Here is a 25462-nt window from a genome sequence, read left to right as displayed (position 1 = left end):
TTCCAATTCCAGGTTATCCAAGAAAGAATAAGTGATCCAAATAATGGACTGACGCTTCTTTCGGCAATTACAGAGTTAATTGAGTTTTTGATTTCATCTAGTATATTCATTATTTTATTTTTAATAAATTCAGTTTAAAATGTCGCATAACGAACTAGGGGAGACGACGTTCCCTGACCCTGAGTCCCGGAACGGGACGTTAGGGACTGGCACGGAGCTTGCGTATGCGAGCGAGTGACAGAAAGGGAATGTGTCGCAGACCAAGCGAGGCCGGAAGTGCCGAAGCGCAGCGTTTCCCCGCTGTTATGCGCAGCTTTTTTTTGTTTAAATATTTAATTTCTTCGAAATAATAATGATATGAGTATCAAAACTATTATCGTTATTTTGATATTCTATAGAATAAAATTTTTCACTTCTGAATTTACTATCGACAAGTAAATTTTTAATTTCATTTATATCATGATAGAAAAAATAAAGCTTTCTTCCGTCTTTTCCAATTTTAATTCCGGAGTCATCTGGGTTTCCTTGAACAAAACTTATGTAAAGGATACCATTTTTTTTCAATGAATTATGTAATTTTGGGATGAGGTTTCTAATATCAGAAAGAGAAAGATATGGTAGGCAAAAACCAGAAATAATACCATTGTATTTAATTTTTTGTACATTGAACTTTCTAATATCTGACACAAAAAATTTTAACGAAGGATTATTCAATTTCGCCAAATTAATCATATTTACAGATATATCGGTCCCTTCAATTTCGAAGTCATTTCTTTTATTTGAAAGAAATTTTGTAATATTTCCTGGTCCACATCCGAGATCTAAAATTTTTGAAGATATTGGTAAACTATCACAAAAGAAATCATAAGTTTCATTATATAGAGAAAAATCCATAAATTTTTCCTGATATAAGTTAGCGATTTCGTTCCAGGTTTCGAAGGTTTCAATATATTTATCCATTGGAATTTTAATTTAGTATAAGTTTGATATTATTCAATTCTACAGTATTGTTTAGTCACTAAAATTTATAAAAAGTTGCGCATAACGAACTAGCCTTAACGACGTAGGCTGGCCCTGAGTCCCGAACGGGACGTTAGGGACTGGTCACGACACTTGCGCAGGCAAGGGGAGTGCCAGAAGCCTATGTGTCGCAGACCGAGCGAGGCCTTGTGCCGAAGCGAAGCGTTAAGGTGCTGTTAGCCGCAGTGTTCGTCATTGTTTTTCACTTAAGAAATTTGTATCATGGATTTTTGAGAAATTGCAAAATTATTCAAATGTAATTATTTATGAATCATATCAGTATTGCTTTCTCTTAAATAGCAAGTTGAAAATGATTTTGATTCGCATATGAAAAGCATTGAAATTATTGGATATTTCATTATTTCTTTGGAAGGATAAAGCGTAATTGACATTTCAGTTTTTTTTGTGTTTGTATCTAAATGCAAATGAACGATTATTTCTTCGGTGTTTTGCATAATTTGGGTTAATGTATACACATTGTGTGTATTGTATAAATTTTCTTCATAAGTTTTTATAACATTGAAATATACTTTTTCTTCGAATAAAAAATCACATATACTAATAGTTTTATCAGTATCTAGGTAGAAATTATTGTCCTGGTCAAAAAAAAATAAATATGATGCATCCTGAACATTATAAACATAATCATGTTTAATTAGTTTATGAAAATTAGTGCAATCTTTTGTTTTTATGCTATTAATGAAACTGAGAACTTCTTGTTTGTTTTCAATACCTTCGTCAAAGTAAATAGTATGATTTAAGAAAAATTCTTTTTTTGGCTTTTTTGAATTTATATTACAATAACAGAGAATTAAGATAAGAGAAGAAATTGATATTCTCTGAATAAGTTTTAAAATATAAGATAGAATCATTGTTTATGAAAGAAGTTAATTGTAAAAAGATTAAAATTTCTATTATTTTTTTATTCTTAATAAAATTCGAACATTGCGGCTAACGAACTAGACTAACCGACGTAGGCTGACCCTGAGTCCCAACGGGACGTTAGGGACTGGCCACGACACTTGCGGATGCAAGGGGAGTGCCAGAAGCCTATGTGTCGCAGACCGAGCGAGGGCGCAAGTCCCGAAGCGAAGCGGTTAGTTGCTGTTATACGACGTCATTTTTTACTTCAATAAATCTTTAATTTCCTTAATCGAAAAAGTGATGTCTTTATTTTTACTTTCCTTTGATTCGATCGGTTTCTTATAAATAATTTGAGAAGCAGATAACAGAACAGAGTCTTTTTTCTCCGGATCAGAAATTAATTCTCCTAATATTTTTAATGTAGATGAAACTGCTTCCTTATGTGCGTAATCCTCCTCGATATTTCTTTCTTTGATGTATTGATTTATTAGAAATATTATTAGAGAATAGATCGGTATAAGTGCAAGAGACCTTAGGATAATGTAAGTTAAAGTTATATTGTTTTTGATAGTTTCTGTTTTATCACTAATTTCATTCGTATCATTGTTTATAGATTCTATTTTAGTCGATGTCAAAATATCTTTTATTAAGTTGTTTGTATAATACAAACCAAAGTATAAAGAAACAGTTATTAGAATAAGTGCAAATAATCTTCCAAAGAAAATAAATTTCTTTCTGTCTGCGTACGATTTTGATAGCTTTCCGGCGATTGTTGGACTTATTAATTGTTTGATATCATCTTTTAAAGATTGTACCTCGTTATTTGCTTGTATGAGTTTTCCTAATTCTATATTGATCGAATTTTTAGTTTCGGGAAGTATTGGGGTGAGTTGAATTTCTGAATAAATACCATAATTTCTGCAAAAGGTTCTGAAATTATCAAGATTAGCAATATAGTTATGATAATTTTGAAGAGATGGAGTAGATTCAAGAGTTGAATACAAGCTAGCAAGGTTATTTATTTGATTTGCTAGATTTGAGACTGTCGTGAAGGCAAGATTTACAAATGAGTTAGATTCAACTCCAGTTTCAAGTAAATTTATTATTTCATTAGTTGCAAATTCAACATCCTTATAATCTAAGTCATTCCATAAAGGGAACGATTCAAGACTAGCTTTTTGTTTTTTTAATGTCTCTTTTTTGAGGGTTTTTAGAGCATTGGAAATTTGTTTTATGTAATTAGTGTTTTTCATTTTTTTTCCGAAATTTAAATTTTAAATGATGTCGTATAACGAACTAGACTTACCGAAGTTCCCTGACCCTGAGTCCCGCCGGGACGTTAGGGACTGGCATGTAGCTTGCGTAAGCAAGGCGAATGCCAGAAAGGGAATTTGCCGCAGGCCGAGCGAGGGCTTGTCCCGAAGCGAAGCGGTAAGTCGCTGTTATGCGACGTGGTATAATTTCAATTATTCACTAATTTTCTCATTAAATTTATTCGAATAGTTGGAAAAAAGATTATTTCTGTCGATTTTTTCATCAATATAATATGAATCGAAAACTTCGATTACTTTGTCATGTAAAGATTGTTCAGAACAATATTCATGATATTTGGAACGATCATGAATCGTTTTGTTATTTATAATGTAATAAGTTCCTTTTGAATCGGACATTTTTTTTAAATTGAAAGGTTTTTTCAAATGATCCAAAATGATTTTATCACCAATTTTTTCTAAATTACTTAAGAATGTAATCCTACAATGGTTATTTTTCCCATTAAAGCCGGCATATTTGATTGGCGAGGAAAATTGAAATTCATTCTTGTCTTGCTTCCAGTTACCAATTCTAATAGTAGAGCAAGGGGTTCTATCTTCTGGAAGATAATCCATGTGATCATCTATCTCTATATAGAAATCACCGACTAAATATAGATCTCCAGGTGGAATAAAACAGCTACCACCACAAGGAAAGTTGCAAATATCGACAACACCCTTAAGTTTTAGGATACTTCCAGAAGTAATTATTAAATATTTACTAAATATATATCCATTTGTTACTTTCTCTTTAATCCATTTTCCTTTTTCACCATCAATAGTATCTTCAAAAGAATCCTTAGAATTAATAAATATTGGAGAACCAAAAGAGAATTTTCCAACTATATCCGATTTGAGATCAGGATTTTTTCTAGAATTTAGAATTGAAGCAGTAACAATTGCAAATTCTTCTTTTTCGGATTCAAATCTTTCATGATTTTTACAGCTTAAAAAGAGAATAAAAATTATTATAGATATGTTTTTTTTATTCATTGATTCTAAAATTTTATACCATGTCGCATAACGAACTAGCTAACAGACGTAGGCTGACCCTGAGCCTCGAAGAGGCGTTAGGGACTGGCACGTAGTTTGCGTATGCAAACGAGTGACAGAAAGCCTATGTGCCGAAGGCCAAGCGAGGGCGCAAGTCCCGAAGCGCAGCGGTTAGCGTATGTTAATTGCAGTGTCCAAGTTATAGAAAAGATAAAATTAAGAAAGAATCAAGGCCAAAAATATTGGTAAGAGATAAATAAATTCGACTCTTTGTTTTTGATTAATTTTCGCTGAAATATCCCAAACAGAGCATATTAAAACAGAACTGTGAGTGAAAAAAGCAAAGTAATTGAATAATGAGAAAGACGAAAACTAACTAAAAACTTTAATAAAATCTCTTCAAATAAACATTCAAAATCAAACTCGGCTTTCTCAGAGCATGACAAAGAACATGAAATTTCACAAACAGCGAAAATTTGAACAGAAACTTCTAAATCACTTTTTGGACATTGCAATTAACGAACTAGCCTTAACGACGTAGGCTGACCCTGAGTCCCGGAACGGGACGTTAGGGACTGGCACGTAGTTTGCGAAAGCAAACGAGTGACAGAAAGCCTATGTGTCGCAGACCGAGCGAGGGCGAAGTCCCGAAGCGAAGCGTTAAGGTGCTGTTATGCGAAGTAAACCATTTATATAATAATTATGATAACTAAAATTCATGAATATTATCAAAGTTTATTAATTGATCTTCCGAATAAAATCCAAATGGAACTTGGATTAAGAGAAAAAGCGCATAAGGATACGGCTGAGGACCATGTAAAAAAGCATATGAAAAACTAAACCATGATTGTGGAATGGATTTTTCGAGATTAAGGAATATTTTGTTAGTCAAAGAAAAATTCAATACTATCTCTTCTTTTTCAATATTAAAAAAATTGCAATTCGTTCTATTAATTTTTTTATAAAAAACGGAACTGTTGACTATATTTTGTTCGCATTTGTTGAAATTGATTGCGTTTTTTTTATAAAAATCATCTATTCCAAAATAGATAACCTGCACACCTGAAATTGTTTTATAAAGAGGAAATTGCTTTTTTGAATGAATTTGAAGAAAACCAATATATTTTCCTTTGGGAATGTTGAAAGAAATTTTGTCATCGTTGATTGACTCACTAATGTAGTAAGTTGGTAGGAATTTGGTATCATTATTATTAAAAGAATCTATATCTTGTATATAGAAATCGATAGATAAGATATATTTCTCTGGATTATTTACTGTAATAGAAATTTTAGATAAATTATTTTCGAAATTTTTTAATGGATTATCTTTAAGGGATGTTGCAGTCCTTGATAAACAATGTATATTTAGAAATATTAAAAAGTAGGTTAAAGATTTCATTGAGATTTTCAATTTTTTTGGTTTATTTCGCATAACGAACTAGGGGAGACGACGTTCCCTGACCCTGAGTCCCGACGGGACGTTAGGGACTGGCACGTAGTTTGCTAATGCAAACGAGTGACAGAAAGGGAATGTGGCGTAGCCCAAGCGAGGCCGAAGTGCCGAAGCGAAGCGTTTCCCCGCTGTTATACGCTGGCACGGTTAATATATCCAAAGACTTTTTGAACTAGAATCTACGAATGAGATATCTTTTTCATTAAATCCTTGTTTCTTTAATACTTTTTCAATTCTCTCTATTTCATCAATGTAATTTGAATTTCCTGTGAAGATTGAAATACAAATTTTATTTATTCTATCTTTATTTAAGGTTTTTATTAAGTGAGTATCTTGTTCGGAAAGAGACCAGCCATATATTAGTAAATTTCCGGATATTTTTGAAAACGCATTATAGTATATTTCTGCAAGGTAGTTACTTCGCTTAATTGTATTAAGCTTTTGATTTGACAGACCTTCTGATACAAACAGTGGGATTGAATCTCCTTTATTCCATCTATCAAATATTGTTTCTAGTAAATCTATATTCTTTTTAGCTTTAACTTTTCTTTCTATACCCATGATATTTGTTTCAAGAGCTAGATTTCCATGAGGATAAAATACTAAAGTAGATTTTTTTGCTTCTCCGTATGGCTCTTTTAAATTTTCCCAATCCGATTTAAATTCACTGGAGATGAAACAATCTTTAAAGCGATTTTTGGTTTTTTCGTTTCCTAGTAATATAGACCAATAGATAAGTAAATCATAATTTAGAGAGTAGATTTCTGAAAAGTTTGATAGAAAATTTGTTATATTTGGTAAAGAATAGTCGATTTTACTCTGTTTTGGGTGATTATTTTGAACTGATTGAATTAATGCATTTTTTATAGTTTTATAAGCGACTTGGGTTTTTTCTTCTTCAATGCTTAATGTTTCATTAATCTTAGTTGCATGCCAGAGCATACGTAAGACAAATTCAAAATCTTTGGTCTCAAAATGATCAAAAATTTTTTCTAAATCCTCATTTAGATTTTGTAATTCTTTCGCTTTTGCAAATAATGAACTATAACTGAAAGCTGAATCAATAGCTATACTTGCTCCGTTTCCCAGAATAACTGACTGATTAAAGTCATTTTTATTTTCTGACCATTCTATTAGGTTTTTCATCTTTTTCTCTTAAAAATTGTTTCCGTGCTTGCGTATAACGAATCAGCCTTAACGACGTTCTGTGTAGCTGAGCCTCTATGAGGCGTTAGCGTGACACGGAATGTGCCTTTAGGCCGAGCGAGGGCCCCACGAGAATCAGATTTCATCAGGAATCTGAGGCGAAGTGGAAAAGTGCCCGAGTGAGCGTTAAGGCGATGTTAATTGCAGTTAGTTAATATAGAATAAAAGTTTAATCGAAAGGGTCCTACAATCGAGCGCAAATTTTCTCTTAACTTTTAAAAAGCAAAAATCTTTATCTGCACTTTGATGGAGAGCATAGCTTAAATTGTTCTCTTCCAAAGCGTTAATCGACAAGACCCTCATAAAAAAATTTGCGCGTTTTCTTCTTTATATCAACTAATTGCAATTAACGAAATAGTGGAGACGACGTTCCTCGTAGCTGAGCCTACGTAGTAGGCGTTAGCGTCGGCGCGTCTTCTTGCGTGCAAGAAGCGTGACGGAGAGGAATGTGGCGAAGCCCAAGCGAGGCCTTGTGCCGTAGCGAAGCGTTTCCACGCTGTTATACGCAGTGGGTAATTAAGACCAAATGGTTTTTAATCCAGATATTTTATATTTCTTTATCTCTGAATCTTTAGAGATGAAAGTTAGTTTTCTTGATATACATTGCCAAATGAGCATTCGGTCAAATGGATCTTTATGAAAATCTTCTTTCAAGTTATGGTAAGAAGACGCTTCTTCTTGGCTTAGCTCAATTATATTTATGTTCAATTTTTCAAGTAATTTTGGAATTTCCTCAGGCTTAAAACCTGAAAGTTTCAGTTTTCCGAGTTTAAATTTTAAAGAAATTTCCCATAAAGAGATTGCGCTAACAAAAATCTGATTTTCTTGGTTCTGAACTATTTTGATGATATTTTTACTTAATTGTTTTGAATCACCAATTACCCAAAGTAAAGCATGAGTATCTAATAAATAAGTCATTAAATGTTTAAGAATTCTTCTTCGGTAATGGAGAAATTCTTTTCAAAAGTTATTTTAACTTTTCCATCAAGCAGGCCAATTTTTCTTTTGGCATCAGACTTTTGGTTAATCGGAACAATCATAGCGATAGTTCTTTTGTTTTTTCCAAAAAGAATCCCAACTTTTTCACCTTTCTTAACATATTCAAGAACTTCAGAAAAGTGAGATTTTAATTCGCCAACTGCATAGGATTTCATAATAGTTTGAGAATGCGAGATGTTGACAAGTTGTCAAGATAAATTCTTTCCAAAATATGAATGAATTTTTACCCATTGCGTATAACGAACTAGACTTACCGAAGTTCCCTGACCCTGAGTCCCGGAACGGGACGTTAGGGACTGGCATGTAGCTTGCGTAAGCAAGGCGAATGCCAGAAAGGGAATTTGCCGAAGGCCGAGCGAGGGATTGTCCCGAAGCGAAGCGGTAAGTCGCTGTTATGCGCTGGCTCATGTTTGGAAACGGCTGTTGTTGAAATCAATTACTTCTGAACGAAAATTACTAATTGAATTTTTAGAAATATCCATTGCAATTTCTTTTGTTATAATTGTACCTTTTTTATAGTTTAGTATATCGGTATACAATCGGGTGCCGATTTTTGATTTTATATTCTCATATGCAAATAATCTTTGTAGTCGATACGAATATGATTGAAGTATTAATGTATTCTTAGGTGTTATGTATTGTAAATTGTCTTTTTCTATTTCAGGAGGAAATATTATATTTTTATATTCTATTTTGTTTTCTTGTATTTCTCCCTCTATATTTTGAATGAAGGTTATTAATACATTTTCTCCTAGATAGTTGTCGTTAAGTATAACTATATATCTCCACGTATCAAATAGTGAAATTTGTGCAATTAATTGTCTAATTTCTGTTTTTCCATATATTAAGATTGAATGCGTAGGTTTATTGTCCCAAAAATCTTCTACTGCTGGATATTCATTGTAATTTGGAAATACAATATATCCAGCAGAATATCCTTTTATATAAGAGATCAGATGTTTTACCCAGATAATATTTCCACCGAAATGTAAATATGCTTCATATGCAATTTTCGCTATTGATCTTAAAGCTTTATAATTCCCAGTTGAAAACATGAATTCGAATTTCGGATTATCTTGATATTGCGATTCCCCATTTAAAATTAAATTTTTATTTCCTTTCTTATTTAATATTTTTAACTTTTTTTCTAAATCGATTTCATTATTATAATATATTTTGTATTCATTATCTCCAATTTTTAAAATGTCACTGGCTGATTTTAGACCTTTTTTGGATTTTAAAACATAGGGTTCATTTGTTTCCTTTTCTGTTAGTTGTATTCCTGGACTTTTACCCCTATCTCGGTGAACATTTAGCATTGCGGATGCTATTTTTGTTAAATTTGAAAGCTCTTTATCCAGTTTATTTCCAAGTTCATGATTACATTCTTCACAAACTGTGAATGTTGTTAATTTGCCCCCAATGGATTGAGGAATTATATGTTCTTCTGATTTTTTAGTAATTTCAGTGGAGCAATAAATGCATTTCATTGTGATTTTTTTGAGCTTGCGCATAACGAACTAGCCTTAACGACGTAGGCTGACCCTGAGTCCCAACGGGACGTTAGGGACTGGCCACGACACTTGCGTAGGCAAGGGGAGTGCCAGAAGCCTATGTGTCGCAGACCGAGCGAGGCCGTAAGTGCCGAAGCGTAGCGTTAAGGCACTGTTATACGCAGTATTGCAATTTTAAATATTTTTCAATGCTACACATAACTCTCTTCCGATTAATTTTCCAAAGTCGAAATATTCTACTAATGCAACTTTTTCTAAACGAAGTGCAACACGTTTGTGATTTTCTAAAAATTCAAAATTTAATATCGGGTTTGAAATTGAATAATGATAAAGATTGAAGTTGAGTAGTTTTGTTTCATATTCATCAAAATCTAGATATTGAGAATTTTTATTTGTATTAGAACTGAAATGTTTTATATTTTCATCATCATCAAATTTTAAGTGAAGATCAATTCTTTTAATTTTATTATTATTAGTTATATTATCTGACAAGATATTCAAGGTTTCAGACGAATTATTTAAAAATTTCGAAAAGCCAACGTATTTGCTTATTCTTTTGTTAATTATTTGGCAACTTTTTAAGGAATCAATAATACCTGATTGAAGACTTCCAGACTCATTTTTGGTATTTCCATACCCAATGAGTTCTAAATGAATAACGTAATCATTAATATTACTATCGATTTTCTTTAAATGATAAGTGTTTAATTTAATGAAATTTCGCTTTGTAATGCTGCAGCTAATCAAAAAAGTAAAAAGAAATATTAAGATTCTATTATTCATATTTAAATCATTTTCTGCAATATTGCGTATAACGAACTAGGGGAGACGACGTTCCCTGACCCTGAGTCCCGAATGGGACGTTAGGGACTGGCACGGAGTTTGCGGATGCAAACGAGTGACAGAAAGGGAATGTGTCGCAGACCAAGCGAGGCCGTAAGTGCCGAAGCGCAGCGTTTCCCCGCTGTTATGCGTAGTCCTGCTACCATACATTAAGACCGGTTCCAAAACGGACATTTACTTCATTTATTGACCATCTGATAGTTTGCCCACCACCATTTCCAAAGAAACTACTTGCATCATAAATAGCGTCAGACTTGTTAAACTGAATGTCGCTCATTAAGTAGAAGTTATCACTGATGAAATATCTAGAACCAAGAGAAAGACCATATTGTATTATTGTAGGTTGAGAATTCGATTTACTACCATATCCACCATGAATTCTAATATATGGATCAAAATTAGAATATTTCAAAAAGTGATATGAAAAGTTTATAGATGCAGTATTTAAAATAAAATAATTTCGAATATCGAATTGTAAATAAGGAGAAAGTATTTCTAAATTAGTTCTTTCCTGGACGGATAAAGCTTTTTCTGGATTTAAAACGCTGTAAATGTTAAGAAGTAAATTTCCTTGAAATTTATCGATGGAAAGATTTTCTAAATTATACTTATTTTGATTAATACTAAAACCTAAACCAAAATTTGATTTAAAAACATATTCAATTAAAATAGAGTAATTTTCGCCTGATAATTTAGGTTTATCGGCATTTCTGAATGCATAAGTACTTAATAAGTATTCATTTTCATTTCCGAAAGTTCTTACAAAATATCCTAAAGTATCGACGGTTCCTTTTCTGTTAGAATAAAAATCACCAGAAACTTTATTTGGATTAGTGTGTGGAAAAGAGATAGGTTTTCCATAGATAGCTTCAAGAAACAATCCATATCGTTGTGGTTCACTAAAAATTCCAGAGAATGGAATGATTATTGAAAATAGTAAAATTATCTTTTTTTTATTCATTTTTTCCTTTATAAATTAATTTGCAGGATTACGCATAACGAACTAGCCTTAACGACGTAGGCTGACCCTGAGTCCCGGTAACGGGACGTTAGGGACTGGCACGTAGTTTGCGTATGCAAACGAGTGACAGAAAGCCTATGTGTCGCAGACCGAGCGAGGGCGAAGTCCCGAAGCGAAGCGTTAAGGTGCTGTTATACGCAGTGTATCTTGCTCAAACTAGAGTTCTTTAATTTTGTAATTGATAAAATCGATTTCAAACTTTTTGTTTGATGAGTAGAAGGTCGCATTTTCTGGACTAGTTTCAAGTTTAAAATCGGAATCATTTTCTATTTTTAAAATAGTATGTTTGATTCCAGCTTTTATATATTCAAGTATAACTTCAGTTGAGTTAGTTGGCTTGATAAAATAAAAACAATTTGAATCTTTGCAGACTTTTTCTAAATATTTAAAACTATAATCAATGTATTCTTCTGGAAGTTGAAGAGATGAATCATTGTTTTTAATATAGGAGTAGCTAAGTAATTCTTCTGGCTTGAATTTGTTTGATTTATTAAATCTAAAATAATCAATATGAGTATTGTCATTATCATCATATTTTCTTATACCGATAAGATTATCATTCTTGTCCCAATATAGAGGATATATTTTTTCGAAAACCTGAGAATTATAATTCTTATCATCTGAGATTATAAAAAAACAAAATTTTGAATCGAATTCTTCGTTACATTTTTCTTCGAAATCATCTGTGCTTTTTAGGATATAAGAATAAGAATTGGAGGGAGCTTTCTCCGTTTTAATAATTTTATCGACTAAATAAAAACTATGTAATTCTTTTGAAAGAAAAGAATCGAAAACCCAACCAGTTGAACCTTTGTATTGTATTTTAACCCAATGTCCGTTGATATTGTTAATTTTAGCAGGAATTTTTTCTTTGCTAATAACGGTAACAATTTTTCCAAATTCAATAGAACCTATTTTTTGAGAAATTTCATTAGGTTCGCTCCTTATGTTTAGATTTGGTTTGGCAATATTATAAAAATGTTCAGATTCTTTATCTACTTTTTGTTCAACATTTTCTTTACATACAATATTAAAGAAAATAGAAATTAAGATTATTATCCAATAGTGGTTTTTCATTTTTTATCCTTTTTTATATAATTTTGATACATTGCGTATAACGAACTAGACTTACCGAAGTCCTCCGACCCTGAGTCCCAACGGGACGTTAGGGACTGGCATGTAGCTTGCGTAAGCAAGGCGAATGCCAGGAGGAGGATTTGGCATAGCCCGAGCGAGGGCTTGTCCCGAAGCGAAGCGGTAAGTCGCTGTTATGCGCAGGAGAAGTTATTTTAAATTGAATCAAAGATTTTTTTCATTTCTCTGTCAGTGTAATTTTTATTGGATTTGATTATTTTATAAGATCTTTCTACTTTCTTAATTTCTTCACTTGGATTGCATGGACATTTATTTTTACATTTATTTGTTTGTTCTGTATATTCTTCGATGACATCAAAATTCTTAAGATTAATGCTAAAAGTATTGATAGTGCCAAAGAAGGAATAGAAATTACAATCACCACCTTCGCCGCCATAATAAGAAAGTTGAACATAATTATTAGATAGTTGATAAGGATCACCTGTAGAGATACCAATATCTAAATCTGTAAAAATCAATTTTTCGTTTTTAAGAATAAAATTCATGCAATCGGAATACTTGTATTTTGAGCAATTTTCTTCAGTAGGTGAAATTGAAATCAGGATATAATTTTCAAATTGCAAAATCTTATTTAAGAAAATCGGTTTATTTTTAAAATCGTCCCAGTCAATTTCGGTAGGTTGGCGTCTTTGTTTTAATTTCGAATTTATAAATTGAAATAAGTCTTTTGAATTTAAATTATATAAGTCTTCAACAAGAGAAGAAGATTCTTTTAAATATGGAGAAAATGCATAATAAAAGTTGTTATCAAATCTAATCTTCACCCATTCGCCTACGGTATTATCTATATTTTCAACTTTATTCGTTGTGCTATCAACTTTGATAATTTTTCCGCTATTTAATTTAGTATATTTTTCTGAATTTTTATCAGGCTGTTTTCTTATATTTAGTCCTGAAATAGCAGAAACGTAATGAAATTTACCTGGATTAACTTTTACATAATTGTCTTGTTTAAAGTTTTGTGTAATCAAACATCCAAAGAGGAAGGTTAGGATTAGAATTTTCTTATTTAACATATTTATTCTTCTCTTGCGCATAACGAACTAGGGGAGACGACGTTCCTCGTAGCTGAGCCTGCGGATGCAGGCGTTAGCGTCGGCGCGCTTCTTGCGATCGCAAGAAAGCGTGACGGAGAGGAATGTGGCGCAGCCCAAGCGAGGCCTTGTGCCGAAGCGAAGCGTTTCCTCGCTGTTATACGCCGTTTCGTAGTTTCAGTATAAATTCGACAGATTGTTTTAATTCGGGTATTTTGTTTTTACAGATATTAAAAATTATTTCGTGGTCAAGACCTTCATAATGATGGGAGATTACATCTCTCATTTTCATAATTTTTTCCCAATCTGTATCTGGATATTTATTTAGAAATTTATCGTCTAATTTTACAACAGATTTAATATTATCTCCGATTGCTTGTATTCTCATTGCAATTGAATCTAGAATTGTAATTCCATCATTGGAATTAATAAGATCATCAGGGAATTTTATTTTTTCGAATCTAGTTTGAATGATTACGATCGATTCTTGAATAAATTCAAACCTTTCATAGATTTCTTCAGACATTTATAATATCTTTCTGAATTCTATTTAGAAAAGAAGGCTTAATTTGATTTCTTTTTCTAATAATGTCTACATTTCTTTCAAAAAGTTTTTCTAAAAATATTTTTAAACCTACAAAAGAATCAAAATCGGGACTTTTCATTTCAACGAGTAAGTCAACATCGCTATCAGAATTAACTTTATCTTTTGCAAAAGATCCAAAAATTCCGATTTTCAGAACACCAAAATTATTATTGAGAATTGGTTTGATTTTCGTTAATTCCTCAATCAATTCTTTTTTGGATTCAACTTTCATATGGTATATTATCCTAACGCAAATGGAAAAGTCAATAAATGAGAATGGAATTTTCTTTGCGAAAATAGCTTCTTATACGAATTTCCTTATTTTTTTCATGTTTTTAGGGAAATTTTTACGAAATGGCGTATAACGAACTAGACTTACCGAAGTTCCCTGACCCTGAGTCCCGGAACGGGACGTTAGGGACTGGCATGTAGCTTGCAAATGCAAGGCGAATGCCAGAAAGGGAATTTGCCGTAGGCCGAGCGAGGGCTAGTCCCGAAGCGAAGCGGTAAGTCGCTGTTATACGTCGTGTTTTATTTATATCTATTATTTATTTCATTTTCTTTGCGAATATATTCTTTGGATTTTTCTGAGATATTTTTATTTGAGATATAATTTTTAATTAACTCGACTTCTCTCCTTGAAATTCTAATTTCTTGATCTCTTTGTTCTCTTCGATATTTAAATTCAAGTAAGTTTGTATTTGGATTATCATTAAAAAAATTAATGGAAACATTTTGATTAAAATAAGTGTTATCATTTGAATCAACAATATACAAGTTTACACTACAAATATTCTTGTAGAAGCTATCCTTGTTTTTACGAGCAATAGAATCCCAGTTAAGGAATTTGTCTAAGCATTCAATAAACTCCATTCGTTCAGGTTCCTTAATTAAGAAAGTCAAAGGCGGTATAACCGAAGAAAAAAGTCCTGTATTTAAAATAAGAACCTCAATAGAAGTAGATTTCGGTAAAAGAGAAACTGTAATCATGTTTTCTTTTTTATCTAAATATATAAAACCAGTTTGAAATTTGTGTTCTTTAAAATTATCTAAAGTTTCATAATCTCCCCATATTTCTGTGTAATTTGGAATTTCTTTTTCTATTTTGGTGACTTCGTTATTATTTCCGCTACTACTGCAGCCTAATAGATTTATTATAAAAAGTAGAATTAGTAATATTTTCATTGTGTATCCTTTTTTAAAACATGACGTATAACGAACTAGACTTACCGAAGTCCTCCGACCCTGAGTCCCGGAAGGGACGTTAGGGACTGGCATGTAGCTTGCGAATGCCAGGAGGAGGATTTGGCGTAGCCCGAGCGAGGCCGAAGTGCCGAAGCGAAGCGGTAAGTCGCTGTTATACGAAGTGGCGAATTGGTTCATTTGTTGAATATATTTTCTATTATTGAATTATATTTAAATAAAATATGCGTTGATGCAGATGCTTTATTTTGAAGCTCTTCAATTGTCCAGAGCATTGCTTGAATGTCAGGTTTTGTCTCAAATATATGAAATTTGCCTTCCTCTAACGGAAAATTGGAACCATCGGGATTGGTCACATTGAAACCTTTTTTTATTCGGAAAATTACATACTTCCCAGCGACGTGAATAATGTCTGGTCTTCTATTTATTGGTATATTTTTGTTTAAATTATAGTATTCATTTAAATGATTAAATATCGTTTGACCACTTAAACCTGAAGAAGCATAGATTATTTTATAAGGCCAATCATCATAATCAGAAATTCTTACTAATGGATTTATTCGATTGGTTAATGGAAGTGTTTTTGGTATTGAAGAAATTCCATCGAGAGCATCAAATAGTTGTTCTTTGTCAAGATTAGACTTAATTGACGCTATTCCTAAACAACCTTCTACCGGGCCGAATGATTTTCCATTTCCTTCAGAATTATAGAAATTATATTTAGGTGCTGTATCTGTAGAAATAATAATATCTAGTTGTTTTGATTCTTCTCCATCTTCCCCAAATAAATAACCTCCGAAGTAAATGTTGCATTTTGATGGAGCATGCATTTTTAGGAATCTAGCATAAACATATTCTCTGCTAAATCCTATGTCAGTTGTATTTGGAAATATAGATGCTACTTCAGCTTCACCTCTTAGAACTTTTGCTACATTTTCAAAATATTCTTCTAATCTTCGATAAAAAGGCTTTTTCATTTTATTTTCACTAGTTTATAAATTTATTTTTCGCCATTTCGCATAACGAACTAGACTTAACGACGTAGGCTGGCCCTGAGTCCCGAACGGGACGTTAGGGACTGGCCACGACACTTGCGCAGGCAAGGGGAGTGCCAGAAGCCTATGTGTCGCAGACCAAGCGAGGCCTTGTGCCGAAGCGAAGCGTTAAGTCGCTGTTATACGCCGTTTCGTAGTTTCAGTATAAATTCGACAGATTGTTTTAATTCGGGTATTTTGTTTTTACAGATATTAAAAATTATTTCGTGGTCAAGACCTTCATAATGATAGGAGATTACATCTCTCATTTTCATAATTTTTTCCCAATCTGTATCTGGATATTTATTTAGAAATTTACCGTCTAATTTTACAACAGATTTAATATTATCTCCAATTGCTTGTAGTCTCATTGCAATTGAATCTAGAATTGTAATTCCATCATGGGAATTAATAAGATCATCAGGGAATTTTATTTTTTCGAATCTAGTTTGAATGATTACGATCGATTCTTGAATAAATTCAAACCTTTCATAGATTTCTTCAGACATTTATAATATCTTTCTGAATTCTATTTAGAAAAGAAGGCTTAATTTGATTTCTTTTTCTAATAATGTCTACATTTCTTTCAAAAAGTTTTTCTAAAAATATTTTTAAACCTACAAAAGAATCAAAATCGGGACTTTTCATTTCAACGAGTAAGTCAACATCGCTATCAGAATTAACTTTATCTTTTGCAAAAGATCCAAAGATTCCGATTTTCAGAACACCAAAATTATTATTGAGAATTGGTTTGATTTTCGTTAATTCCTCAATCAATTCTTTTTTGGATTCAACTTTCATATGGTATATTATCCTAACGCAAATGGAAAAGTCAATAAATGAGAATGGAATTTTCTTTGCGAAAATAGCTTCTTATACGAATTTCCTTAATTTTTTCATGTTTTTAGGGAAATTTTTACGAAATGGCGTATAACGAACTAGCCTTAACGACGTAGGCTGACCCTGAGTCCCGGAACGGGACGTTAGGGACTGGAACGACACTTGCGTAGGCAAGGGGAGTGCCAGAAGCCTATGTGTCGCAGACCGAGCGAGGCCGTAAGTGCCGAAGCGAAGCGTTAAGGTGCTGTTATGCGAAGTTGCGATTTATATTGATTTCTTTTTGCTATATAATGTATCATCAATTGCTATAGCATTTATTAGATATTCTTTTAGAATTGTCTCATTAATTTGATTTTGATTATGGTAAGTAATACAAAAAACCTGTTTTCTATTCTCTTTTTCTAAGATATTATATTTGTCATTAATTAAATATCCATTGCAGAATCCGAATTGAACACCAAATTTAGGTCCATTTTTTATAGAAGATGGCCAAATAAAACAGATTCTGCTATTTTTGAAATAATATAGAACTGAATATGAGATTTTTTCTTCAAGAGAAGTGAATTCAGAAGTTATATCCTTCAATCTAGAAACGATTTCTAATTCATCCTTTGAAAGTGATTTATAAAAATTCTCAAATTTATTTTCAAGAAATTTCATTATAGAAAAAGTTGTTCAAGAAATTGATTTTAATTTTTTAGAAAGAAGTCCTGTGATGAGACCTAAAATTAAAGAAGAAATAATTAAAGGTGGAAGAATTGAATAATTTTTCGGAACAATAGCTAAGTTTATGAACCAAGGAATATTTAAAAAGAAAGTCCATAAAATAGAATGAATTAGAACAGAAAAACCAGAGTTAGATAAGTAGACAATTGCGCCACAAAAGAACCAAAATGACATAGATTGTATGAAAATTAAAATTGGAGTATTTGAATCAGCAATGTAAATTATAGAACCTTCGATAACTGAGAGTATTAAACCTATTAAGAAGGCATTTCGCCAAAGATTGAATCTAGAGATTGAGTTTTCTTTCATATATTCGTATGTATAGTAAGTATATGATTAGTCAAATAAAAAACTAATTATTAATAAATTATTTCGCAATTTCGCATAACGAATTAGCGTTAACGACGTAGGCTGACCCTGAGTCCCGGAACGGGACGTTAGGGACTGGCCACGACACTTGCGGATGCAAGGGGAGTGCCAGAAGCCTATGTGTCGTAGACCGAGCGAGGCCTTGTGCCGAAGCGAAGCGTTAATGCGCTGTTATACGACGTATTCGATTTATAGTAAATAGCTTCTAGTCGCTTTTGTCTTATTATTCGGAGGTATAATTTTCATTATACCGTGTGTTTTTTCGCTTTGATTAACAAAATAGTCACTATTGAATGAATATATTCTAATACATTCTTCTAAAATTACATGGAGTTGGTTTTGGAAGTTTTTTGACCGAGGAAAAGCTCGCCATCTAACTATTGGTCCATCGATTTTGGTGATATTGTTATTGCTTTCGAATATTAGAAGATATTCATCAGTTTCGATTATATTTCCGAAATATGATGTTCCTGCATTCAGTATTTCGTTGTCTAATTCCTTTAAGTAAATATTTGCTTTTTCCGTTAGATAGGATTCGTTTTTTTCTGGTTTTGCATAATTATTAAATTTTTTAATCGCTAGGTTACCTTTATTTATTTCATAGATTTTGTCATCGATTCCCCAGCTAAAATAATTTTTTCGTTTCGATGTACTTGATAAGCTAAGTATTTCACTGTATTTCCTGATATATTTAGGCTTGCCATAGATATGTTTCTCGTGTTCTTCCCAATTGAATAATGCTATGAATGGAACGGAATCTAAAGAGGAATTTACTATACTTAGGAATGCATAATTTGCAAATGCCGAATATTTCTCGGAAATTTTAAATATGTGTGGTTCAATTTCATTTTCTGAATATCTACTTATTTCGTTTAATGATAATTCATATAATCCTTCGTTTCCTGCAGATAAGGCAATCTGTGGATACTTATTAGCTTTTAAATTTAGAATGTTGCAATCCCAGAGTTTATTTGGACGAATATTTATGTGATATTTGTTTCTGGTGTTTATTGTTGATTGAAATAGACCGTTGTCATTACAGAAATAAAGGTTATTGCTATAAATTTCTGTATCGTGAGGAATTATTCCGCCCGGCATATCTTGTTGGTTTGTTTTAAATTTTGAAATTTCTTCTTCAGTAAGAATAAATAGTGTCTTTGCAACTCGATTATACTTTTTTAAATATAGAGATTTGAATTCATCATCAGCTAGTATGTTGTTGAATCCGTGTTCATACAAATAGTCATTGTCTAAAAATGCATGGTTCAATATAATTCGTTCTTTTATCTTTTTGTTAATATATTCGATAATTTCGTACCAAGAATAGATAGAAACAGTATTATCGATTTTCCATAGATATAGTTTACCACTGTAAACATTAGAATCAGTAAAGTCACCTTTAATTGTTATTACTAAAGGTTGCATTTGATTCCTCTTTTGATCTTCATCATTTGGTGTTTACGGATGATTTTATGCTCGCACCAGTTTTGAAGGATTTTTGTATTGGGTACATCTTGCCGATTTCCAATAATGTCAGCTGGATATCCATGCCATTCCTCTTTCGAGTTCCCATCTATAAATTTTGCAATATAGGATGCTGTTTTGTTGACTAAAAGTCCAATTTGGTTCATTCTGCCTTTTTCTAAAAATATTCCCCAAGCTACATTATTGTCTTTCCAATTTTTTTCATAAGAGTTTTGAAAAATATGGATTTCTATTTTTTCAGAAATAGTCCAAAATGATTTCTCTTTACTTTTTGCTTTTCTATGATGTTTTAGGAGTAGGTATTTACATCCTAAGTCTTCAAATTCAATAATTTTGGTTTTCATTTGCAAATTCCTAGGATAATTTTCGAATATGTCGTATAACGAACTAGGCTAACCGACGTAGGCTGACCCTGAGTCCCAACGGGACGTTAGGGACTGGCCACGACACTTGCGGATGCAAGGGGAGTGCCAGAAGCCTATGTGTCGCAGACCGAGCGAGGGCGTAAGTCCCGAAGCGAAGCGGTTAGGTGCTGTTATACGCAGTTAGAAACAATTAGTTCCAGCTAATACTGTTTTTAGTCTGTTTACTTTTAATTCTATTAATTTGAGAAAATTTATTAAGTAATTGGTTTAGTTTTGAGTATATTTTCTTTGTTTTAATGTTATTTTCTTTAGCAAAATACTCAATTCCTTTAATTCCGTTGTATAGCTCTAGATAATGATTTTCCATCTTCTCTTTTGCGAAGTATTTTCGTAAAGACTCGGATATTTTTAATATATACAGTATTGATTCTAATGATAGTTTATTTTGATCGACTTTGGAGATGCACATTCTGGCTATAAGAAAGAAATTATCCAAAGAGAAAGGTTCGATCCATCTATTCTTACTCCATTCGACAAAAGTATTTCCATAATTATATAGTAATCTTTTTCCATATGGTTTATTTTTATCTATAAAATTGTAAATATGGATACTCGAATAAAAATCATATTGAGATATTGATTTTATCAGTTTACTTTCTAAGGAAAACTTAATTAATCTTATTGTCTCGGTTGATATATTTGCCAAAAGGTAATCTTTTTGGTTTTCCGATAAAACTTCACTTTCTTCGATTTTTTGAAATATATATGAGATCATCCATAGAGACCGCTTGAAGAGTTCCCCATCCTTGATATCGATACTAGCTTTTACTATTGATGGAAATATTCCTAAAACACTTTCATTGAATACTTCCCAATTCCTATTTAATTCTGTTTTTTTTGTGAATTCACTTTTGTATAAGAAACTAAATATATGAATTTCGTTTTCTGGAGGAATATTTTTATGATTAATAAAATCTTCTACAGTTGTTCTGTAATATTGTAATACATCAGAGTAGTTAGGCTGAATCTCATTTTTTATTATGGAGTTAAATATGTTTTTGAGGTATCCAAAAAGGTCTTCGTATTTATCAATTAAAATTTCTTCACTATAAAGTTTACGTAATTGAAAAACAATTGATCTAATGCACGCTGATATAGTTGAATATGCTTTTCTTTCAATTGCTATATTTAATATTCGTTGAAGAAAAATTTCTATTAGTTTTGCCTGTTTCGAACCTGAATTCCAAAACGGATTTATTTTTGGCTGGAATATATTGTAAATTTTATCGATTGTCGCATGAATAATAAATTGTGGAAGCATCCAGTCATTCGAATTGATTGCATTGACAACAAATTCTCTAACTATAAAGATATTATTTCTTCCGAAGCTAATTGTTTGAGATTCTAGTGAATCTGAGTTTAATGGATTTAATATTTGATCTACATCATTTCCATTAATTTCATTTATAATTTTATATATATTATCTACTGAAATGCTATTATTTAGAATTGATAATGAAAGAGGTATGAGCGATACTATAAATAATATAAAAAGTATTATGGAAAAATAAACGAAATTTAACGAAAAATCATAGTTATTGATTACAAAAATATAAGAAAAGAATGATGTAAGAGTTGAGATTACAAAAATATATCCGAGCTTAATTATGCTTTTATTTTTTGTGAGGTATTCGATTGTAAAATAGCGGATACTATTGTTAATTAATGAGAATGAGATAATAAAGACAGAGATAAAAAGTCCAATGGCTGACGCATTTGCACCAATGATTGTTAAAAGTAAACCTGAAATAGTCTCTTTATTTCTTAGATTTAAATAATCGGGAATATACTGTGTTGAATTTAAATAAAGTGCTATAGAAATGATTAAGTAGAATACTAAATAAGGAAGATGGTATATATAATATACATTTCTTTCCATAAAGAAACGAAATACTCTTAAAGTTTTAAATTTTATTTTGAAATAATAATTCTTTATTCTATTCATTTTTTCTAATTGCGTATAACGAACTAGGGGAGACGACGTTCCTCGTAGCTGAGCCTCGCAGAGGCGTTAGCGTCGGCGCGTCTTCTTGCGTAGCAAGAAGCGTGACGGAGAGGAATGTGGCACAGCCCAAGCGAGGCCGTAAGTGCCGAAGCGCAGCGTTTCCCCGCTGTTATGCGCTGGACGGTTTTATTGGAAAGTATATTTTGCTAGTTCATTTTTATATGCAATATACTTAGAATAAGCCTCTGGATTAGTATTCTCTTCTAATTTGTTAATATCTTCCTCACTGATTTTGAGTAATGAATTTAAATAAAGAAAGTAACCGAAAAACAGGTTGAATAGTAATGAAATTGAAATAAGCAAGAAAGATGATGGTAATTTTAGAAAATTTGAAATTCCAACGATAATGCAATCAAAACTGAAGCATAATATTGGGATTTCGCCTGGTCGTAATGGCATAAAAGTAATCGGATAAATTACTCCTATTAACGTTAATATTAATAATGAAAATAGTAAATTTCTAAAAGTTTCTCTTTGTCTGTTAAAGTTTTTAATATTATCAATATGTATTTTTAAATTACCGATATGATCTTCTAAATCAAGTAAGGTTTGTTTTATTCTCTCTTCTTCTTCATTTATTTCCTTGTAATTTTCAATTTGAATTAAGGCAAAATTGCTAGACATTAGCAGATTATTATTTTTCTGGCTTTTGGACTTAAATTTGTTTGAGATTATTTGATCTATTTCATTTAAATTTTCATAGCTGCTAAAATTAAATTTATTCAATATATCTTTTAAGTTATAAGTTTTTGTGTTCGCTACGTAATCATCGAATTCTTTATCATCGAACACATTTTCCCTCTTTTGAGTATTTAACCATTCAAAATGTCTATCTTGAAATCTATTCATCAATATTTGGGTTTTATGTAAGTATTCTTTATTTTTTAAGATTAATTCATCATAGAGTATTTCTCTTGATAGTAACTTCGAAAGAAGAAATGCTCCAACGATTCCGATTATTGCAGCTGATGATTGGGAAATTGTACTAAATATCCAACTATAATCCGACATAAATATTGCCTTTTTTTTGAAATTTCTACCGTCTTGCGCATAACGAATTAGTGGAGACGACGTTCCCTGACCCTGAGTCCCGAACGGGACGTTAGGGACTGGCACGGAGTTTGCGGATGCAAACGAGTGACAGAAAGGGAATGTGCCGCAGGCCAAGCGAGGCCGTAAGTGCCGAAGCGCAGCGTTTCCACGCTGTTATGCGCCGTTAACTATTTTTATTTATATTTTTTCCTGATTTTATCAGAAAGATCCTGTATTTTTGAGCTTTTAGGTTCAAAGAGTTCAATTAAAACATATTCTAAGACCTCAAAGGCACTTAATAAATCTTCTCTATCGATTACTGTATTTGAATGACTTCCAACATTTCCTAAAATTTTTAGAGTTAGAAGTAATTCTCCGATTGGAGTATTAATTTTTTTGAATTCTTCAATTCTTGTATGTAAATTTAACTTTTTACCTGATGAATCTATTTTTGGAATTCCAAGGTCTGTTAAAAGAATTTCAATAGAAGTTCTGATTTTATTAGCACATGCAGCATTATCTATCCAGAATAAATCAAATGATTTTATTAAAATGGTTTGAAGCGTCCAATTAAATTTCGGTGATTTAGGGAATGTTATTAACTTTAAGGTTGGTGATATGCTTTTAATAGTGCAATGTTCAATGTGGTAAGCCTGATTATAATCTTCTGAATCTTTATCAACTGTAAGGACTAATCTAGTTTCTCCTGAAATTGATGTTTTATTTTTGCATTTATTACATAGTAGAAGTCCAGCAAAGTGCCCGGTATAATAATCTGGATCCCAGCCGAAACCTTCATCATTATCGGGATCAGTTACTTTGTCTCTGTAAGTTTCTGAACTTAGATCTTCTCCAAAATGGAATTCTGCTTCGTTTATGTATAAATGTCCTTCCTGACAAAAAGCACATGGTCCAATTGGTTGTTTTGTTGTTGGTGAGAAAGATTTTAAAAATTTTTGATCGATCATTTTTTTTCCTCAAAAGTAAATTTAGTTAATGGCGCATAACGAACTAGCCTTAACGACGTAGGCTGACCCTGAGTCCCTACGGGACGTTAGGGACTGGCCACGACACTTGCGCAGGCAAGGGGAGTGCCAGAAGCCTATGTGTCGCAGACCGAGCGAGGGCGTTAGTCCCGAAGCGAAGCGTTAAGGTGCTGTTATACGAAGTCGCGACTATATGCTAAATTTTGTTAGTTCTAAAGGAATCGTATCTTTGAAATATTTCTCGAAATTTAATTCCTTATTTTTTCCCTTTGAAAATTCTCCGTCAATAATTAAGTCATGATGGTGATTTGTTATTTTTATATAATATGATTTTTTGTGTACTTTTTCAAAGTATATTGGTGGATTGTTTTTACAAGTTTCATAGGCTTCACAATTTGGCTCATCGATTTCTATACATTCAAATCTAGTATCTTTAATGTGTAGTTCATTAAAACTATTTGAAACTCTTAGTTCTGTTTCAGTTATTATATCATCTGAGTAAAGGCATTCCTCGTTTTCGGATTCACTCCAATGAGGTATGATAAGTATTTTATTGTTTTTAAGAATATATAGTTCATATAAAGTCGTAGCATCGCAGTTATGACACTGAGTAATTCCACCAATTAAGAGAGGGAATTTAGTGGAGAATTTTATTGGTTCCAAATTTGTATGATTAGATGTAAACTTCAGATTTCCATCAGGATTTTTAAAAAGTACATTATAGTAAGAGTAATCTTCTTCAATTTCCTTAAATACTTCTATTTGGAAGGTTTCAAATAAATCAATTTTTTTATAGATTGGGTTAATTGATCTTTCAATTGGTTTGTTTTCGAACCAAATGTCATTATATTTTAGATCCTGATTTATTTTGTAAGATGGCACTAATCTGAGTAAGGGGATAATAGTTCCAAAATTAGAATCTCCGTAATCTAAATCTTTTAATATTTCCTTATTGTATGAGAGGATTACATATGGTGAAAATATATACCCTTTTGAATTATTAAATTCAACGTTATACCAGAAACCTTTGATTCCAGAAACTTCGGTGAGATCTCCTTTATACCCTAAAAAAACGCCGATGTCTCCATCTTTCAAAATTTTGATTTTCTGAGAAGTATCTGATGGATCTTTACGTAAATTTAAACCTGATTTTGTAGAAATTTTTACATATAATAATTTACTAGGGCTTATCGCAAAGGGAGTAATTGATTTTTCTTTACATGTTGTAAAAAGTAAGAGAATGATTGAGAATTTTATTGTGATAGATTTAGCTTTCATTTTACTTCCTTATGATAATTGTTTCGCGATTTCGTATAACGAACTAGCCTTCCCGAAGTTGTCCGACCCTGAGTCCCGGAA

At 32.0% G+C, this 25462-nt stretch carries 27 protein-coding genes; all 27 read right to left on the bottom strand.

All coding sequences use genetic code 11. From position 1 onward, the window contains the following. Positions 1–324: 324 nt before the first annotated feature. A complete protein-coding gene (locus tag DI076_RS19820) occupies positions 325–894 on the bottom strand; it encodes a class I SAM-dependent methyltransferase (RefSeq protein ID WP_167396572.1) in 570 nt (189 codons plus the stop codon). 386 nt (positions 895–1280) lie between these two features. Next, positions 1281–1892, bottom strand: a complete 612-nt coding sequence (locus DI076_RS20225; RefSeq protein WP_108961578.1) for a hypothetical protein — start codon at positions 1890–1892, stop codon at positions 1281–1283. A 252-nt stretch (positions 1893–2144) separates the two neighbouring features. Beyond that, positions 2145–3137, bottom strand: coding sequence for a hypothetical protein (locus tag DI076_RS19810; protein WP_108961577.1), 993 nt, complete (start codon positions 3135–3137; stop codon positions 2145–2147). A gap of 213 nt (positions 3138–3350) precedes the next feature. Beyond that, positions 3351–4187: an SH3 domain-containing protein gene (locus DI076_RS19805; protein ID WP_108961576.1), complete on the bottom strand. Its 837-nt coding sequence runs from the start codon at positions 4185–4187 to the stop codon at positions 3351–3353. Positions 4188–4896: 709 nt separating this feature from the next. Then, positions 4897–5586: a hypothetical protein gene (locus DI076_RS19800; RefSeq protein WP_135358425.1), complete on the bottom strand. Its 690-nt coding sequence runs from the start codon at positions 5584–5586 to the stop codon at positions 4897–4899. 201 nt (positions 5587–5787) lie between these two features. Further along, on the bottom strand, positions 5788–6786 hold the full coding sequence (locus DI076_RS19795) for a DUF4917 family protein (RefSeq protein ID WP_108961574.1): 999 nt from the start codon (positions 6784–6786) through the stop codon (positions 5788–5790). Between the two features lie 576 nt (positions 6787–7362). Beyond that, positions 7363–7764: a type II toxin-antitoxin system VapC family toxin gene (locus DI076_RS19790; protein ID WP_108961573.1), complete on the bottom strand. Its 402-nt coding sequence runs from the start codon at positions 7762–7764 to the stop codon at positions 7363–7365. Further along, the gene (locus DI076_RS19785) at positions 7764–8000 is read right to left on the bottom strand and encodes a type II toxin-antitoxin system Phd/YefM family antitoxin (protein ID WP_108961572.1); all 237 of its coding nucleotides are present in this window, start codon (positions 7998–8000) and stop codon (positions 7764–7766) included. The genes DI076_RS19790 and DI076_RS19785 overlap by 1 nt, the downstream gene beginning before the upstream one ends. 249 nt (positions 8001–8249) lie before the next feature. Further along, on the bottom strand, positions 8250–9335 hold the full coding sequence (locus DI076_RS19775) for an HNH endonuclease (protein WP_167396571.1): 1086 nt from the start codon (positions 9333–9335) through the stop codon (positions 8250–8252). Positions 9336–9533: 198 nt separating this feature from the next. Beyond that, positions 9534–10142, bottom strand: a complete 609-nt coding sequence (locus DI076_RS19770; protein WP_108961569.1) for a hypothetical protein — start codon at positions 10140–10142, stop codon at positions 9534–9536. Positions 10143–10341: 199 nt separating this feature from the next. Further along, positions 10342–11163 (bottom strand): hypothetical protein, encoded by an 822-nt coding sequence (locus DI076_RS19765; RefSeq protein WP_108961568.1) that lies wholly within the window; start codon positions 11161–11163, stop codon positions 10342–10344. Positions 11164–11379: 216 nt separating this feature from the next. Next, entirely contained in the window at positions 11380–12300 is a 921-nt protein-coding gene (locus DI076_RS19760; RefSeq protein WP_108961567.1) for an SH3 domain-containing protein, read from the bottom strand. Between the two features lie 212 nt (positions 12301–12512). Further along, entirely contained in the window at positions 12513–13394 is an 882-nt protein-coding gene (locus DI076_RS19755) for an SH3 domain-containing protein (protein ID WP_167396570.1), read from the bottom strand. 175 nt (positions 13395–13569) lie between these two features. Beyond that, a complete protein-coding gene (locus DI076_RS19750; RefSeq protein ID WP_108961565.1) occupies positions 13570–13938 on the bottom strand; it encodes a HepT-like ribonuclease domain-containing protein in 369 nt (122 codons plus the stop codon). Continuing rightward, complete coding sequence (locus DI076_RS19745; RefSeq protein ID WP_100728160.1) at positions 13931–14230, bottom strand: nucleotidyltransferase family protein; 300 nt, start codon at positions 14228–14230, stop codon at positions 13931–13933. Before DI076_RS19745 ends, DI076_RS19750 begins: the two co-directional genes overlap by 8 nt. A gap of 299 nt (positions 14231–14529) precedes the next feature. Next, on the bottom strand, positions 14530–15183 hold the full coding sequence (locus tag DI076_RS19740) for a hypothetical protein (RefSeq protein ID WP_135358423.1): 654 nt from the start codon (positions 15181–15183) through the stop codon (positions 14530–14532). 194 nt (positions 15184–15377) lie between these two features. Next, positions 15378–16178 carry a DUF6602 domain-containing protein gene (locus DI076_RS19735; protein WP_108961563.1) on the bottom strand — a complete coding sequence of 267 codons (801 nt, stop codon included), beginning with the start codon at positions 16176–16178 and terminating at the stop codon, positions 15378–15380. Positions 16179–16375: 197 nt separating this feature from the next. After that, on the bottom strand, positions 16376–16744 hold the full coding sequence (locus DI076_RS19730) for a HepT-like ribonuclease domain-containing protein (protein ID WP_108961562.1): 369 nt from the start codon (positions 16742–16744) through the stop codon (positions 16376–16378). Then, entirely contained in the window at positions 16737–17036 is a 300-nt protein-coding gene (locus tag DI076_RS19725) for a nucleotidyltransferase family protein (RefSeq protein ID WP_100728160.1), read from the bottom strand. Before DI076_RS19725 ends, DI076_RS19730 begins: the two co-directional genes overlap by 8 nt. Positions 17037–17339: 303 nt before the next feature. Next, positions 17340–17735, bottom strand: coding sequence for a DUF1801 domain-containing protein (locus DI076_RS19720; protein ID WP_108961561.1), 396 nt, complete (start codon positions 17733–17735; stop codon positions 17340–17342). Positions 17736–17750: 15 nt separating this feature from the next. Next, on the bottom strand, positions 17751–18110 hold the full coding sequence (locus DI076_RS19715; protein ID WP_108961560.1) for a hypothetical protein: 360 nt from the start codon (positions 18108–18110) through the stop codon (positions 17751–17753). Between the two features lie 249 nt (positions 18111–18359). Continuing rightward, positions 18360–19595, bottom strand: coding sequence for a hypothetical protein (locus tag DI076_RS19710; protein ID WP_108961559.1), 1236 nt, complete (start codon positions 19593–19595; stop codon positions 18360–18362). Then, positions 19583–19999: a hypothetical protein gene (locus DI076_RS19705; RefSeq protein WP_108961558.1), complete on the bottom strand. Its 417-nt coding sequence runs from the start codon at positions 19997–19999 to the stop codon at positions 19583–19585. Before DI076_RS19705 ends, DI076_RS19710 begins: the two co-directional genes overlap by 13 nt. A gap of 211 nt (positions 20000–20210) precedes the next feature. Next, the gene (locus DI076_RS19700; RefSeq protein ID WP_135358422.1) at positions 20211–21959 is read right to left on the bottom strand and encodes a hypothetical protein; all 1749 of its coding nucleotides are present in this window, start codon (positions 21957–21959) and stop codon (positions 20211–20213) included. Between the two features lie 252 nt (positions 21960–22211). After that, a complete protein-coding gene (locus DI076_RS19695; RefSeq protein WP_135358421.1) occupies positions 22212–23096 on the bottom strand; it encodes a hypothetical protein in 885 nt (294 codons plus the stop codon). A 215-nt stretch (positions 23097–23311) separates the two neighbouring features. Further along, positions 23312–24085, bottom strand: a complete 774-nt coding sequence (locus tag DI076_RS19690; RefSeq protein WP_108961555.1) for a DUF4145 domain-containing protein — start codon at positions 24083–24085, stop codon at positions 23312–23314. Positions 24086–24292: 207 nt separating this feature from the next. Beyond that, positions 24293–25381, bottom strand: a complete 1089-nt coding sequence (locus DI076_RS19685) for an SH3 domain-containing protein (RefSeq protein WP_108961554.1) — start codon at positions 25379–25381, stop codon at positions 24293–24295. Positions 25382–25462: the final 81 nt, after the last annotated feature.

The organism is Leptospira ellinghausenii, assembly GCF_003114815.1.
Taxonomy (GTDB): Bacteria; Spirochaetota; Leptospiria; order Leptospirales; family Leptospiraceae; genus Leptospira_A; species Leptospira_A ellinghausenii.
Note: the sequence above shows the minus strand (reverse complement) of the source record. Positions and strands in the feature narration are given on the sequence as shown.

What these genes read in the sequence shown, in the direction of transcription:
- DI076_RS19820 (WP_167396572.1), bottom strand. Translation starts at nt 894, where the DNA reads ATGGATTTTTCTCTATATAATGAAACTTATGATTTCTTTTGTGATAGT.
- DI076_RS20225 (WP_108961578.1), bottom strand. Translation starts at nt 1,892, where the DNA reads ATGATTCTATCTTATATTTTAAAACTTATTCAGAGAATATCAATTTCT.
- DI076_RS19810 (WP_108961577.1), bottom strand. Translation starts at nt 3,137, where the DNA reads ATGAAAAACACTAATTACATAAAACAAATTTCCAATGCTCTAAAAACC.
- DI076_RS19805 (WP_108961576.1), bottom strand. Translation starts at nt 4,187, where the DNA reads ATGAATAAAAAAAACATATCTATAATAATTTTTATTCTCTTTTTAAGC.
- DI076_RS19800 (WP_135358425.1), bottom strand. Translation starts at nt 5,586, where the DNA reads ATGAAATCTTTAACCTACTTTTTAATATTTCTAAATATACATTGTTTA.
- DI076_RS19795 (WP_108961574.1), bottom strand. Translation starts at nt 6,786, where the DNA reads ATGAAAAACCTAATAGAATGGTCAGAAAATAAAAATGACTTTAATCAG.
- DI076_RS19790 (WP_108961573.1), bottom strand. Translation starts at nt 7,764, where the DNA reads ATGACTTATTTATTAGATACTCATGCTTTACTTTGGGTAATTGGTGAT.
- DI076_RS19785 (WP_108961572.1), bottom strand. Translation starts at nt 8,000, where the DNA reads ATGAAATCCTATGCAGTTGGCGAATTAAAATCTCACTTTTCTGAAGTT.
- DI076_RS19775 (WP_167396571.1), bottom strand. Translation starts at nt 9,335, where the DNA reads ATGAAATGCATTTATTGCTCCACTGAAATTACTAAAAAATCAGAAGAA.
- DI076_RS19770 (WP_108961569.1), bottom strand. Translation starts at nt 10,142, where the DNA reads ATGAATAATAGAATCTTAATATTTCTTTTTACTTTTTTGATTAGCTGC.
- DI076_RS19765 (WP_108961568.1), bottom strand. Translation starts at nt 11,163, where the DNA reads ATGAATAAAAAAAAGATAATTTTACTATTTTCAATAATCATTCCATTC.
- DI076_RS19760 (WP_108961567.1), bottom strand. Translation starts at nt 12,300, where the DNA reads ATGAAAAACCACTATTGGATAATAATCTTAATTTCTATTTTCTTTAAT.
- DI076_RS19755 (WP_167396570.1), bottom strand. Translation starts at nt 13,394, where the DNA reads ATGTTAAATAAGAAAATTCTAATCCTAACCTTCCTCTTTGGATGTTTG.
- DI076_RS19750 (WP_108961565.1), bottom strand. Translation starts at nt 13,938, where the DNA reads ATGTCTGAAGAAATCTATGAAAGGTTTGAATTTATTCAAGAATCGATC.
- DI076_RS19745 (WP_100728160.1), bottom strand. Translation starts at nt 14,230, where the DNA reads ATGAAAGTTGAATCCAAAAAAGAATTGATTGAGGAATTAACGAAAATC.
- DI076_RS19740 (WP_135358423.1), bottom strand. Translation starts at nt 15,183, where the DNA reads ATGAAAATATTACTAATTCTACTTTTTATAATAAATCTATTAGGCTGC.
- DI076_RS19735 (WP_108961563.1), bottom strand. Translation starts at nt 16,178, where the DNA reads ATGAAAAAGCCTTTTTATCGAAGATTAGAAGAATATTTTGAAAATGTA.
- DI076_RS19730 (WP_108961562.1), bottom strand. Translation starts at nt 16,744, where the DNA reads ATGTCTGAAGAAATCTATGAAAGGTTTGAATTTATTCAAGAATCGATC.
- DI076_RS19725 (WP_100728160.1), bottom strand. Translation starts at nt 17,036, where the DNA reads ATGAAAGTTGAATCCAAAAAAGAATTGATTGAGGAATTAACGAAAATC.
- DI076_RS19720 (WP_108961561.1), bottom strand. Translation starts at nt 17,735, where the DNA reads ATGAAATTTCTTGAAAATAAATTTGAGAATTTTTATAAATCACTTTCA.
- DI076_RS19715 (WP_108961560.1), bottom strand. Translation starts at nt 18,110, where the DNA reads ATGAAAGAAAACTCAATCTCTAGATTCAATCTTTGGCGAAATGCCTTC.
- DI076_RS19710 (WP_108961559.1), bottom strand. Translation starts at nt 19,595, where the DNA reads ATGCAACCTTTAGTAATAACAATTAAAGGTGACTTTACTGATTCTAAT.
- DI076_RS19705 (WP_108961558.1), bottom strand. Translation starts at nt 19,999, where the DNA reads ATGAAAACCAAAATTATTGAATTTGAAGACTTAGGATGTAAATACCTA.
- DI076_RS19700 (WP_135358422.1), bottom strand. Translation starts at nt 21,959, where the DNA reads ATGGAAAGAAATGTATATTATATATACCATCTTCCTTATTTAGTATTC.
- DI076_RS19695 (WP_135358421.1), bottom strand. Translation starts at nt 23,096, where the DNA reads ATGTCGGATTATAGTTGGATATTTAGTACAATTTCCCAATCATCAGCT.
- DI076_RS19690 (WP_108961555.1), bottom strand. Translation starts at nt 24,085, where the DNA reads ATGATCGATCAAAAATTTTTAAAATCTTTCTCACCAACAACAAAACAA.
- DI076_RS19685 (WP_108961554.1), bottom strand. Translation starts at nt 25,381, where the DNA reads ATGAAAGCTAAATCTATCACAATAAAATTCTCAATCATTCTCTTACTT.